The 12,857-nt window shown below is 63.1% G+C and carries 12 protein-coding genes; 5 read left to right on the forward strand and 7 right to left on the reverse strand.

All coding sequences use genetic code 11. From position 1 onward, the window contains the following. Nucleotides 1-73 precede the first annotated feature (73 nt). Together ACMGF5_RS20630 and ACMGF5_RS20635 are read right to left on the reverse strand one after the other, a co-directional pair. Nucleotides 74-607, reverse strand: coding sequence for a cytochrome b (locus ACMGF5_RS20630; protein WP_046785444.1), 534 nt, complete (start codon nucleotides 605-607; stop codon nucleotides 74-76). Beyond that, nucleotides 604-1,650 (reverse strand): catalase family peroxidase, encoded by a 1,047-nt coding sequence (locus ACMGF5_RS20635; RefSeq protein ID WP_115275563.1) that lies wholly within the window; start codon nucleotides 1,648-1,650, stop codon nucleotides 604-606. The genes ACMGF5_RS20630 and ACMGF5_RS20635 overlap by 4 nt, the downstream gene beginning before the upstream one ends. A gap of 129 nt (nucleotides 1,651-1,779) precedes the next feature. Here ACMGF5_RS20635 and ACMGF5_RS20640 point away from each other — a divergent pair, with 129 nt between their 5' ends. Both ACMGF5_RS20640 and ACMGF5_RS20645 read left to right on the forward strand, forming a co-directional pair. Continuing rightward, the gene (locus ACMGF5_RS20640) at nucleotides 1,780-2,301 is read left to right on the forward strand and encodes a sigma-70 family RNA polymerase sigma factor (RefSeq protein WP_046785443.1); all 522 of its coding nucleotides are present in this window, start codon (nucleotides 1,780-1,782) and stop codon (nucleotides 2,299-2,301) included. Beyond that, on the forward strand, nucleotides 2,298-3,050 hold the full coding sequence (locus ACMGF5_RS20645; RefSeq protein WP_046785442.1) for an anti-sigma factor family protein: 753 nt from the start codon (nucleotides 2,298-2,300) through the stop codon (nucleotides 3,048-3,050). Before ACMGF5_RS20640 ends, ACMGF5_RS20645 begins: the two co-directional genes overlap by 4 nt. Nucleotides 3,051-3,209: 159 nt before the next feature. Here ACMGF5_RS20645 and xthA read toward each other — a convergent pair whose 3' ends face one another. After that, a complete protein-coding gene (gene xthA / locus ACMGF5_RS20650) occupies nucleotides 3,210-4,022 on the reverse strand; it encodes an exodeoxyribonuclease III (RefSeq protein ID WP_414157143.1) in 813 nt (270 codons plus the stop codon). Between the two features lie 163 nt (nucleotides 4,023-4,185). Here xthA and ACMGF5_RS20655 point away from each other — a divergent pair, with 163 nt between their 5' ends. Genes ACMGF5_RS20655 through ACMGF5_RS20665 form a run of 3 tightly spaced genes read left to right on the forward strand, consistent with a single transcriptional unit; the run spans nucleotide 4,186 to nucleotide 10,301 of the window. Next, nucleotides 4,186-4,836, forward strand: coding sequence for a GNAT family N-acetyltransferase (locus ACMGF5_RS20655; protein ID WP_046785440.1), 651 nt, complete (start codon nucleotides 4,186-4,188; stop codon nucleotides 4,834-4,836). Between the two features lie 51 nt (nucleotides 4,837-4,887). Further along, complete coding sequence (locus ACMGF5_RS20660; protein ID WP_414157869.1) at nucleotides 4,888-6,630, forward strand: autotransporter assembly complex protein TamA; 1,743 nt, start codon at nucleotides 4,888-4,890, stop codon at nucleotides 6,628-6,630. Then, the gene (locus ACMGF5_RS20665; protein ID WP_414157144.1) at nucleotides 6,627-10,301 is read left to right on the forward strand and encodes a translocation/assembly module TamB domain-containing protein; all 3,675 of its coding nucleotides are present in this window, start codon (nucleotides 6,627-6,629) and stop codon (nucleotides 10,299-10,301) included. Before ACMGF5_RS20660 ends, ACMGF5_RS20665 begins: the two co-directional genes overlap by 4 nt. Before the next feature lie 10 nt (nucleotides 10,302-10,311). Here the strand turns inward: ACMGF5_RS20665 and ACMGF5_RS20670 are convergent, their stop codons facing one another. The 4 genes from ACMGF5_RS20670 to ACMGF5_RS20685 form a co-directional block, all read right to left on the reverse strand. Continuing rightward, entirely contained in the window at nucleotides 10,312-10,869 is a 558-nt protein-coding gene (locus ACMGF5_RS20670) for a DUF2589 domain-containing protein (protein ID WP_115275033.1), read from the reverse strand. Nucleotides 10,870-10,942: 73 nt separating this feature from the next. After that, nucleotides 10,943-11,599, reverse strand: a complete 657-nt coding sequence (locus tag ACMGF5_RS20675) for a DUF2589 domain-containing protein (RefSeq protein ID WP_115275032.1) — start codon at nucleotides 11,597-11,599, stop codon at nucleotides 10,943-10,945. Between the two features lie 65 nt (nucleotides 11,600-11,664). Next, entirely contained in the window at nucleotides 11,665-12,045 is a 381-nt protein-coding gene (locus ACMGF5_RS20680; RefSeq protein WP_115275031.1) for a transcriptional regulator, read from the reverse strand. Nucleotides 12,046-12,320: 275 nt separating this feature from the next. Continuing rightward, on the reverse strand, nucleotides 12,321-12,779 hold the full coding sequence (locus ACMGF5_RS20685; protein ID WP_046785436.1) for a hypothetical protein: 459 nt from the start codon (nucleotides 12,777-12,779) through the stop codon (nucleotides 12,321-12,323). Between the last annotated feature and the right edge of the window lie 78 nt (nucleotides 12,780-12,857).

Here is a 12,857-nt window from a genome sequence, read left to right on the forward strand (position 1 = left end):
GGGCAGTTGAACAGACGGCGTGCAGATCGATGAGACATTCAGCGTTGCGGGCCAGCCCATGCACCGCATGCCGTCAGTCACTGCGGCGCAGCGGCCCTGGCCACATGCTACGCAATACCCCGTCCCGGCGCACCAGTGCATGCATCAGCGCCGCGCCCAGGTGCACCAGTACCGTAGCGAACAACAGGTAGCCGGCCCAGCCATGCGCCTGGCGCAACATTGCGTACAGTTGCAGGTCGTGCGGGGCGATCGCGGGCAGTTGCAGCGGGCGCGGATACCCGCCTGCCGACAGCATGGCCCAGCCCAATAGCGGCATTGCCAGCATCAACGCGTAGAGCAACAGGTGCGATGCGCCTGCGGCGAGCCGCTGCAGCGCGGGCAGGTCTTGTGGCAGAGGGGGGTGAGGAAGGCTCAGGCGCAGACCGATACGCACGATCACCAGAAGCAGCAGCGCCAGGCCCGTGGCCTTGTGCAACTCTACCAGCACCGGGTGGCGCAGCGACAGGTCGCCAACCATGCTCACGCCAATGAACAGCATGGCGATGATCAGAATCGCCATCAGCCAATGCACCAAGCGGGCAAGGGGGTGGAAGGCTTCGGGTTTCATGGGCGGGCTCCTGCGCCGAGGGATTCGCGGCTGCGGCGGTTGAAGGACTCCGAGTAGGCCGCCGAACGGGCAGCGAGAATCGGGTCATTGGAAGGCTGGATGCCGCTGGGCAGGATCAACGGGTCGAAATTCAGGTCACGGCAAGCGCCTTGCTCCGGTGCATCCACCTGTTCGATGACCAGGGTGCCGGCATCTACGCTGCGCCGTTCGGCGGGCCAGGGCTGGGCCGGGTTGTCCTGTGCATCGCCGGGGTTGGCCAGTACAAGCCGCAAGGTCCAGCGCAACGGCCCCTGGGTCAGGCGTTGCTGCAGGTCATGCTGCAGGAACTGTTTGTCGTCGACCTTGCCGGGCAGGGCAGCGAAAGGCGTTTGTGGCTCGAGCTGCCAACGCACCGGGTGCGCAGTGCCACTGGCGTCGATCAGGCGGAAGGCATTGATGCTGTGGTACTGGGTGTTGGCGAAACTGTCGCTGGGTTTGTAGCTTGCGGCCCATTGGCGGAAGGCAGCGCTTTCCGGGTGGGCGGCAAAGAAGGCCTGCTGCTTTGCCGGGTCCGGCTTGCCGGTGGCAGGGTCTGGCGCGTTGGCCAGCACCTGGTCGTAAAACCCTTGTGGTGTGCTGATCGCCAGCACAGGGGGGTTGTTCATCCCGGTGCGCCAGACTTGGCCGTCGTCGGTGCTCAGCTCAATTGCCAGGCTGCGCACCGGTATGCCCGTATCGGGGGCGAACGGGTTGGCGCCACCGATGGCGAAGCGGCCGATTACCGGTACCCGATCCTGGGTGAACGCGCGTGCTGTCGACAGCGTGGCGGCCTGGCCGCTGGGCTGGAAGTAGCCGCTGACGCACAGGCCTTTCGCGTGGTTCTTGCGATAGCCCGGGTAGTGGCCGGCCTGGGCTTCGAAGGTGTCGATGATGCGTTGCGGAGTCAGCTGCGGCCCGCCGATCCAGCCTGCGGCGTAGGCAAAGCCTGCGCCCAAAGCCAGCATCACGGCGCCAATGCCGGCCAGGCGCAGGGCCTTGTCCGGGCCGTGCAAGGGTGAGTTCATGGTGTTCATCCGGTTCAGTGAAGATGCCGGTACGACGGGGCAGGGAACTATTTATTCCATCGATGGGAATAAATTTTGTGGCGGCGCGTCTGCCCCCTACACTGACAACCCCCGAGCCGGTACCTTGCCATGCACGACCTGGACGAACAGCAGTGGCGCGAGTTGCTGCAGCGCCTGCGCCGCTTTGCCTTGTGGCTGAGCCGCGAACCGGGCAGCGCCGACGACCTGGTGCAGGGCACTGTAGAACGTGCCCTCAGCCGCAGCAGCCAGCAACGTGATGCCGATGCGCTGCGTGCCTGGTTGTTCACCATTCTTTACCGGCTGTTTCTCGACGGTAAACGCCGTGAGCGCCTGCATAACCGCTGGCTATCGTGGTTCGGCCGCGCGGAGCAGGAAAGCGAAGCGCTCGGCGGTAACATCGAGAGCATCGTTCTGGCCCAGGCCGACCTGCAGGCCTTTGCCCGGCTATCGACCGAACAGCGTGCCTTGTTGCTGTTGGTGAGTGTCGAAGGGCTGAGCTACAAGGAGGCGGCCCAGGCACTGGGCATCCCCATCGGCACAGTGATGTCGCGCCTGTCACGTGCCCGTGCCGCCTTGCGTGAACTGACTGAGGGCAACCCCCAGCCCCCGGCCTTGCGGAGACTGAAATGACGCGCCTGATACCCAGCGAAGACGAACTGCATGCCTATGTTGACGATCGACTCGAGCCGACGCGGCGTGCCGAGGTGCAGGCCTGGCTGACGGCCAACCCTGAGCAAGCTGCACGTATCGAGGCCTGGCGCAACGATGCTCGACGCTTGCGCACGGCCCTGGCCGGGTTTGGCGATCAACCTAGGGCGGCGCAGTTGGATCGGGGCCAGTTGCAGCGGCGTGTGCGTCAACGGCGCCAACGCCGCCTGGCTTCGGCTGCGGTTTTGCTGCTGGCACTGGGCATAGGCGGGGTGGGTGGTTGGCAGGCCCGGCAGGTCACGCTGGCAGGGAACGAGTTGCCCATGGCTGACGCCGTTCAGGCGCACCGCTTGTTCGCCGGCAGCGAGGCGCTGGATATCCAGGCCAGTGACCCGACGCAGTTGCGCGACTGGCTGGGCAGGCATTTCAGCAGGGTGGGGCAGCTGCCTGACCTCACCGGCTACGGGTTCCAGCCTGTGGGCGCACGATTGTTGAGCAATGAGCAAGGGCCAGCGGCGTTGCTGGTGTTCCAGGACCGCCAAGGGCAGCGCATCAGCCTGTTCCTGCGCTCACCTGGGGAGCGTTTCGAGCGCATGCCGCAAGGGCAGCGTGTCGATGGCCAGCTGGAGGCGAGGTATTGGTCGCATGGGGCCTATAACTTTGCCCTGGTCAGTGCGGCGGATGATGTGCGCGGGGCGGGTGTGGGGGAGGCCTTGCGGTTGGGCCTTTAGTGTCGGTCAGCCCCCCCGTCGCGACGCGTCCGCTGTGGGGGCCGGCTTGCCGGCGATCACCGGCAAAGCCGGTGCCATGCACCGCAGTGCCTGCATCGCTGCGAGCCGGTTCACACGACAAGCGTTGGGCTGCCTCACTCGTGAAGGCGCCGGAGCCTGTCAGCTCAATTCAAGCCAGATCGGCGCGTGGTCCGAGGGTTTTTCCATTGCGCGCAGCTCATAGTCCACACCTGCGGCCTTGATCCGCGGCACCAGGTGCTGCGAAGCCATGATCAGGTCGATGCGCAGGCCACGCTTGGGCTCGTCCTCGAAGCCGCGGCTGCGGTAGTCGAACCAACTGAAGCGGTCCGTTACTTCTGGATGCAGGTGGCGGAAACTGTCCACCAGCCCCCAGCCCTTGAGGCGCTCCATCCACTCGCGTTCCTCGGGGAGGAAGCTGCATTTGCCTGTCCTCAGCCAGCGTTTGGCGTTGTCCGGACCGATACCGATGTCGCAGTTCTGGGGCGAGATGTTCATGTCGCCCATTACCAGCACCGGTTGGTCCTGCTTGAACTGCCCCTCCAGCAACGCCTGCAGGTCGCTGTAGAAACGCTGCTTGGCCGGAAACTTGGTGGGGTGGTCGCGGCTTTCGCCCTGCGGGAAGTAACCATTCATGATGGTGATCGGCGTGCCATTGGCATCAGCGAACGTGCCCCAGATGAAACGGCGCTGGGCGTCTTCTTCGTCTGTGGCAAAGCCTTTGAACAGGCTCAGCGGCGCCTGGCGCGAGAGCAGGGCGACGCCGTAGTGACCTTTCTGGCCATGGTAGTGCACGTGGTAGCCCAGGGCCTGAACGTCGGCCAAGGGGAACTGATCGTCGCTGACCTTGGTTTCCTGCAGGCCGATCACGTCCGGCTGGTGCTTTTCGATCAGCGCCGCCAGCTGGTGCGGGCGGGCCCGCAGGCCATTGATGTTGAAACAGACGATCTTCATGGAAAGACAATCCCGGTAAAAGGCCGGATGCTAGCCGACATCGTCCCTGATCACCAGCGTGGCGGCTTCGCGAAGGCGCTGCTAACGTGCACTCAAGGGGGGAACGATGCGCCGTGGGGCTCCTCCAAGGCACTGTATGCCCATTCCAGGAGGACTGCCCGCAATGCCCGAAGCCACTGCCGCCCAGGCTCGCATCTGCACACTCGATGATGGCTACAGCCGTGAGGCACGCTCACTGCTGTACAACGCCTACCTGAAAGAGCCCACCTTTGCCTACATCTTCGAGGCCCAGCGCCCTGGCTATGAACGACGCTTGCGCGTGATGGTGCGCGAGTGGGTACGACAGCATTTCTACCTGCAGTTGCCGGCCATTGGCCTGTTGCTGGATGACCGCCTGATAGCGTTGGCGCTGATCGTACCGCCGCAGCGCCGGTTGGGCGTGGCCGACAGCTGGGCCTGGCGCCTGCGCATGCTGCTGGGCACCGGGCAACGCTGCACCCGACGCTACATGGATTATCAGGCGGCGCTGGTCGGTTGCCTGCCGACAGAACAGGTCCACATGTTGCCGCTCCTGGGTGTGCACCCAGCATTTCGCGGTCAGCACTATGGCGAACAATTGTTACAGGCCGTGCACGACTGGTGCGCAGAAGACCCCAACACACAAGGCGTGGTGCTGGATTCGGGCAACGAGCATTACCTCCCGTTCTATGAGCGCCAGGGGTATGAGGAGATTGGCGAGGTGGCTGTAGGGCCAATCCGAGAAAGAGTGTTTTTTCATCCCTGTCCGGTATCTTCAATTTCCCCGACAGCATGAAAGCCCGCCAGGCGGCTCCCTTGAGCGCCTGGCTCTGGTAGCATGCGCCGCATGACGTATTCAGGAAGACTGACTTGGGGCCTGGTTTTCTGGGTCGCCAGTTTCACAGCATGGGGGCAGAGCGAATTGCTTGTGCAGGTAAACCCTGCCAACAAAGCGCTCAAAGCCAATGTCGAAGGCTACATAGGTACCCTGGGTGACCGCGATGAAGAGGCGCTTTTGCGCTTCAGCCGCGGGGCGCAGGAGCAGGCGCGAAAAGCGGCGCAAGCGCTTGGCTACTATCAGGCGCAGATCGATAGCGAGGTCAGGCCGCCTGCCAAGGCCGACCAACCGGCGAAGCTGATCCTTCATATCGACCCGGGTGAGCCTGTGCGCTTGCGCAACGTAACCGTGCGCATCGAAGGGCCTGCCAGCGAGATGAAAGCGTTTCGCGTACCCGACAGCAAAGCCCTGCGCGCCGGTGAGCAACTCAACCATGGGCTGTACGAGGACGCCAAACGGTTGATCCAGAACCAGGCGTCGCGCTACGGCTTCTTCAGTGGGCATTTCAGCCGCCAGCGCCTTGCCGTCGACCCGCAGGCCGGGGTGGCCGATATCGAACTGGTGTATCAGAGCGGCCCACGCTATCGCTTGGGTGCGGTCAGGTTCAGTGGCGACACGCCGCTGGACGAAGAACTGCTGCAGCGCATGGTCTCGTTCGAACCGGGCACGCCATACGACTCCGAACTGGTCGCTGAGCTGAACAACGACCTGCAGTCCAGCGGCTATTTCGAGGGTGTGCGGGTCGATGCTGCGCCCACTGCCGCAGTGGCTGAGCAAATCCCCGTGGACGTGCGCCTCGATACCCGCAAGCCGCGGACAATGGGGCTTGGCCTGGGTTACTCGACGGATGTCGGGCCGCGCGGCAAAGCCAATTGGACACGCCACTGGGTCAACCCCCAAGGTCACAGCTACGGCTGGGAAACAGAACTTTCAGCCCCCCGGCAAAACGTGGGGCTGTGGTACGACGTGCCCCTTGACCCGCCCCTGACCGACAAGTTGCGTTTCGCTGGCGGCTATCAGAATGAAGAGATCGCCGGTACAGACACACTCAGCAAGCTGCTGACCGTGGGGCCGGAATGGCACAGCAAGCTGCCCAGTGGCTGGCAACGGGTGATCTCGCTCAAGTACCAGCGTGAAGAGTATCGCCTTGGCGACGATTCGGGCCTGAGCAACCTGCTTATGCCGGGCGTAAGTTTCTCCTACCTGCGCAGCGACAACCGCATCGACCCGCACAATGGCTACCGCCTGCAGTTCGATACCCAGGTGGCCAAGGAAGGGCTGGTGTCCGACACCAACCTGTTGCATGGCAACGTGCTGCTCAAGGGCCTGACCACGCTCGGGCACAACCACCGCTTGCTCGGCAGGGTGCAGTTCGGTGGCAGCGCCACCAACGGTTACAAGAACAACATCCCGCCATCGCTGCGTTTCTTCGCCGGTGGTGACCAGAGCGTGCGCGGCTACGACTATCAGACGCTGTCGCCAAAGAACAGCGACGGCGACCGTATCGGTGGCCGCTACTTGGTGGCAGGCAGCGTCGAATACCAGTATTCGCTGACCGAGAAGTGGCGTGTGGCGACATTCGTCGACCAGGGCAATTCGTTCAACACGCTGGAGCTGCCGAGCCTCAAGACCGGGGTCGGTATCGGCGTGCGCTGGGTTTCGCCGGTCGGGCCATTGCGCCTTGACCTGGCCAAGGCCCTTGATGACGACGGTGGTATCCGCCTGCACTTCTCCATGGGGCCTGAGCTGTGATGCGTGTGTTCAAATTCATTTTGCTGGGCCTGCTTGGCAGTGTGTTACTGGTTGTTCTGGCGCTGGCAGCGATACTTGGTACCGAAGGCGGCAGCCGTTGGGTACTTGGGCGCGTGCCAGGCCTGCAGGTCGATAACTTTCAAGGGCGCCTTGCGGGCAGGTGGCAGGCGAGCCAATTGACCTGGGCTGACGGCGGCAACCGCGTCGAAGTGCTGGCTCCGCTGCTGAACTGGACACCTGGCTGTTTATTGCGGGCAACGCTGTGCATCGATCAACTGCATGCCCAGCGTATCGACATGCTGTTCGCGCCGAGCGAACAACCTGCCGACAGCGGGCCGCTGCAGTTACCGGTTTTGCGGCTGCCGGTGGCCATCGAGCTGGGTGACGTCAAGGTTGGCCAGGTGCGCCTCGATGGCAGCGACCTGCTCGGCGATCTTCACCTGGCGGCGCACTGGACTGCCACAGGGCTGCAGATCGACAGCCTGCAACTGCAGCGCGATGACCTGCAATTGAATGTGCAGGGCGATCTGCAACCCGAGGGTGACTGGCCGGTGCAACTGCAGGGGCAGGTGCACCTGCCTGCGGTGCAAGGGCAGGCCTGGCAACTGGCACTGACCGCCAAAGGCGAGTTGCAGAAAACCCTTGAACTGGATGCGACCAGCAGCGGTTATCTCAACGCGCGTCTGACCGGTGAGTTGCAGGCACTGGCCGAGCACTTGCCAGCCAGGTTGCAGCTGCGCTCCGATGCCTTCAAACCCGCGCAAACGCTGCCGGACACGCTGCAGCTCAATCAGCTCAAGCTCGACGCCGAGGGCGATTTGCTCAAAGGTTATCAGTTGTCTGGTAGCGCCAGCCTGCCGGCAGAACAGGCACCGATCGCCCTGCTGCTCAAGGGCAAGGTAGATGCCAAAGGGGCGAACGTTCAGGCGTTGGACCTTTCTGCCAGCGACGCTCAGCACGTGAAGCTGCAGGCCAGCGCCGACTGGCAGCAAGGCCTGGTGGCCGATGCTCAGCTCGACTGGCAGGATTTCCCGTGGCTACGTCTGTACCCGTTGGACGCGCCGCCAGATGTCACGCTCAAGCGCTTCAACGCGCAGGTGCAATACCGCGATGGCAGTTACCAGGGTACTTTCAATGGCGACCTCGACGGCCCAGCCGGAGCCTTTACGTTGGCCAGCCCTTTCGAGGGTGACCTTGGCCAGGTGCGCCTGCCGCAATTGGCCCTGACCGCCGGGCAAGGCAAGGCAGCCGGCAGTGTCGCGGTGCGCTTTGCCGATACCCTGGCCTGGGATGTCGACCTGCAGTTGTCGGCACTCGACCCCGCCTACTGGCTCGCCGAACTGCCCGGTACCCTGGCCGGTCCGTTGCGCAGCAAAGGTGAAATGAAGGGTGAGCAGCTCACCCTCGATGCCCAGCTTGATCTAAAGGGCCGCCTGCGCGGCCAGCCTGCGATGCTCAAGGTACAGGCCGAAGGCGCCGGGCAGAACTGGACCCTCGGTGCGCTGGCCGTGCAGTTGGGTGACAACCGCATCAACGGCAGTGGCAGCCTGCAGCAGCGCCTGGCCGGGCGTGTCGACCTCGACCTGCCCCGGCTCGGGCAACTGTGGCCCGGGCTGCGAGGCCAGGCCAAAGGGCGGCTGGATGTCAGCGGCACGCTGAGCGCTCCCCAGGGTACCCTCACCCTGCAAGGCCAGCAGTTGGCGCAGGAGCAGAACCGTATCCAGCGGCTTGACCTCAATGCACGCCTGGACAACGCCCAGCGTGGCGTGATCAACCTCAAGGCCAATGGTATTCGCCTGGGCGATACCGCGTTGGGCACCTTGCAGGCCAACGGCAAGGGCGATATCCGCCAGCAAGCCCTGACCCTGGGCCTCGATGGCCCGCAGTTGAAGCTTGACCTGGGGCTCGACGGCCAGTTGAACAAGGGGGATTGGCGTGGCCGGCTGGCCAGCGGCAGAGTCCAGGCCGGTGGCCAGGACTGGCAGTTGCAGGCGCCGGCCCGCCTGCAGCGCCTGGCCAGCGGCCAACTGGACTTCGGTGCCCACTGCTGGCGCTCCGGTCAGGCCAGCCTGTGTGGCGAGGATCAACGCCTGGCACCAGAGCCACGCCTGCGTTATCACCTCAAACAGTTCCCGCTGGACAGCCTGGCCCAATGGCTGCCGAAGGATTTCGCCTGGCAGGGGCTGCTCAATGCTGACGTCAATCTGGACATTCCAGCCAGCGGCCCCAAGGGTGTCGTGCGTATCGATGCCAGTGGCGGCACCCTGAGGGTGCGGGACAATGGGCGCTGGATCGATTTCCCTTACCAGGCGCTGCGCCTGGACAGCACCCTGGCGCCTCGCCGCATCGATACACGGCTGAATTTCCGTGGCGAGCGCCTCGGCGAGTTGAGCCTGAACGCCCGTCTCGACCCGCTGGGGAAAGACAAGCCGCTGTCGGGTGACTTCCGCCTCGCCGGTCTGGACCTGTCGGTTGCCCGGCCTTTCGTACCGATGGTCGAGCGCCTGGCAGGCCAATTGAATGGCAGTGGCCGATTGTCCGGCACCTTGCTGGCGCCAAAGGTCAACGGCAACCTGATGCTCAGGGGTGGCGAGGTCAGTGGTGCTGAGCTGCCCGTCAGTTTGCAGGACCTGTCGCTGCAGGCCTTGATCGCTGGCGAGCAGGTTCAGCTCAACGGTGGTTGGCGCAGTGGCGAGGCGGGCCGTGGCCGGCTGAGCGGAGACCTGACCTGGGGCCAGGCCCTGGGCATGAACCTGCGCCTGCAGGGCCAGCAGTTGCCGGTTACCGTCGAACCCTACGCAACACTTGAGGTTGCGCCGGACCTGAGCCTGCGCCTGATCGACGACAAACTGGCGGTGACCGGCAAGGTGCTGGTGCCCAAAGGCAAGATCACGGTGCGCGAACTGCCGCCATCGACCGTGAAAGTATCGGACGACACCGTCATCGTCGGCCACCAGACCGAGGAAGGCAAAACGCCCATGGCGATGGCCATGGACATTGATGTAGAGGTTGGGCAAGACAAACTGTCGTTCAGCGGTTTTGGGCTTACCGCCAACTTGCTCGGCCATGTACACATCGGCGACAACATGGACACCCGTGGTGAGTTGAGCCTGGCTGACGGACGCTATCGCGCCTACGGTCAGCGCCTGACCATTCGCCGTGCGCGCTTGCTGTTCGCCGGGCCCATCGACCAGCCCTACCTGGACATCGAAGCCATTCGGCAGGTTGATGACGTGATCGCCGGTATTCGCCTGAGCGGCAGTGCCGAGCAGCCTACTACCAAGGTGTTTTCGGAGCCGGCGATGAGCCAGGAACAGGCGCTGTCCTACCTGGTGCTGGGCCGACCGCTGGGCACTTCGGGCGAGGACAACAACATGCTTGCCGAGGCGGCCCTGGGGCTGGGCCTGGCTGGCAGCGCAGGAATCACCGGCAGCCTCGCGTCAAGCCTGGGTATTGACGATTTCCAGTTGGACACTGAGGGCTCGGGCAACTCCACCAGTGTGGTGGCTAGCGGTAACCTGACCGAGAAACTGAGCTTGCGATATGGGGTAGGGGTGTTCGAGCCGGCCAATACCATTGCGTTGCGCTACAAGCTGAGCAAGAAGGTCTACCTTGAGGCGGCGAGTGGCCTGGCCAGTTCGCTGGATATTTTCTACAAGCGCGACTTCTGAAGGGGCGCCATCACCGCACGGTGGCGGCCTCGATGAACTCATTGGTTTCAGGGGCAGGCGCAGTGGGCGGCTTGCGGGTGGGGTTGATCAGCTTGGTATATTCCTCGATCAGCCGGTTGAGCGCCTCGGGTGGCTCGCTGGCTTGAAACTGCATGCGGATCTGTACCTCGTCCGGGTCTCGCGTTTCCCCCTGGCGGCCCTGGGCGCCAATGGTGACCTTGAAGGCCGCAGCGCCGCCGGCCTCCTCATTCGCCTGCATCGCACGCAGCGCCTCCGTGCCATTGACCCGCACAGAGAGGTCGACCTGCATGCGCTCCAGAGCCAGCCCCTTGGGTGAAACCAGGGCGAACAACGGCACGCGTATCACATGCTTGTCGTCCATGGCGACCTCGACCATCTTGGCTTTCATAGGAGCCCCGAGCGCCTGCGGATCGATGTCGAAAAAGTGATCGAACAGATTGATGTACTGCTGGGCAATCAGGCTATTGGTTGCCGCAGCGGCTTCCTGCAGGCCACGGGTGATATCCCGCAGGTCAATCGCGGTCATGGGGGCAGGGTGGTTGTCCACTCACTTGTCTCCTTGGTACACGGGGAGCCCCGCTGTGTTCAGCGAGGCGGACATTTTGAGACAGGGCGAAGGATCAGGGAGTGGTGGCACCTGCAGAGGCGGTGCTCGCTGTATCGTCCTTCAGTACGTCAGCATCGGAAATCGCATCCGTGCTTATCAGGGTCGAGTTGGGTACCACCGTCGGTTTGGTGGCAGCATCGGTGAGGAAATCGATGACCCTCATCACCGCCTCTGGTGGATCCTGGCGGCGCAAGGTGGTGTTGAATGCATAGCGGGCACGGGTATCGGACTTGCGGGTCTGCGTGGACTTGTGGCTGATACTGCCCTTCATGTCCAGCTTGAAAGGGCCCCAGCCCAGCGAGGCGGCCATGTCACCACCTTTGCTGGACTCACTGAAATCCTCGGCCGCTTGGCTGATGGTCAGTTCGAACTCGACCTTGCCTTCTTCAATGACAATGTTCGGGTGGGTAATGGCCGCCAGCAGCGGGACCTTCATGGACTTGCTGACGACGCCTTTGTATTCGCCCTGTTCGTTGACGATGGTCTCGTCATAGTCGAACTGGATGGCAACCGCTTTGCCATCCTGTACGCAGACCTGCATGAGGAAGTCCGCATAGGATTTGCTCGCAGTGACCTGAGCCTGAACCATGGCTTGTAGCGGCCCGGCGATCATACGGTCCATGGGCAAGGCGTTGATGACCGATCCGATAAGGCTGTTGTCTAGGGACATTGCTGGATTCTCTTTCTCTGTTGGATGATGCAAATACGGCCGTCAATGCGGCCGGGTGGGGGTCGTCAGCGCGTGCAAGGCTCCTGGCGACGGATATTGCCGATCTGGCGCAGGCTCAGGCCGTACTTGTCGGCCAGCAGGCTGCGTGACAGCCCTTCAGCGCTTTCTTTCTGGATTTGCAGGTTGCGCAACTGCCGCAGGAAGTGGTCTGGCTTGGGGATTTCCAGTGCTACACCGGCAAACCGCTTGATCAGGGCGTCCAGAGCTTCGCCAGGGAGCACGTCGGCGAGCTTGGTGCGCTCACGATGCTTGGGGATGTATTTGGGCCTTCCGCCGAAGGCGCAGGTCAGTTGGTAGGCGTTTTCTATGCCGATACATTCGATCAGTGACTGCAACGAGTGCGGCAGAAGGCTGATGTCGATGGCTGTGAGATCTGGCAATTCCATGTGGTGCTCCCTCGCGGTAGATGGGGCGCGATGCTTTGATGAGCCGCAATGGCGGGTCAGCGATTACCATCGGCGTTCTGTCGTTGGCGTGAGAGGATTGTCAGTGAGTGACGAATAACGTCGCTAGGCGCCAAGTGGTCCAGCTGTTGTAGCCTCGGGGAGCAAGATTTGAAGGCAACGATTTCGCGTGTTGTAGGACATCGCTCTGGCGTTGCCCTACAGCCGTTGATACTCAGGGGGGCACTTTTCCGTGAGGCAACTGGGTGCCAGTACCCTCAACCGCAGGGGTAAACATGCATCAAGCTCACGTTGCGCAGGTAGGCGTGGGGCCAATCGGCCATTGTTTGAGGCAGACTGCGCCAGTCGACCACGAGGCAGAGGGCACTGAGAGATTGCTTATCGTGCCGGCCCAGCACTTTACCGGGGAAGGATCGGCGATAGAGCGCAAGGGTCTTGCCCACTGCTTCGACTTGTCCGGCGTTGGCCAAGGTTTCGTAGGCGAGCCTTGGCAACTGCGGCTGCTCGATTGTGAAATGGGCGTGGCCGGGCCTTGCGAGCAGGTGCCCGGCTGCCCTTGTTCGATGCCATAACTGTTGCCATTGGTTGCTGCCGGCGTAGTCCGCCAGTTCGCGGCCCATTTTGAGCAATTGCTCAGGTGGTATCTGGCGGATATCCAGGGCGTGGGTGGGGAGAGAGGGCAGTAACAACAGAATGAGCAGGGCGGGCTTGAGCATGGAGCCTCCAGCATGGGCGGTAGGGAGGCCAATGCTTTCAGGCTTGAGGTGCCACGCTAAGCAGGAAATGCAGCGCCA

The organism is Pseudomonas sp. BNK-15 (genome assembly GCF_047456105.1).
Lineage (GTDB): Bacteria > Pseudomonadota > Gammaproteobacteria > Pseudomonadales > Pseudomonadaceae > Aquipseudomonas > Aquipseudomonas putida_E.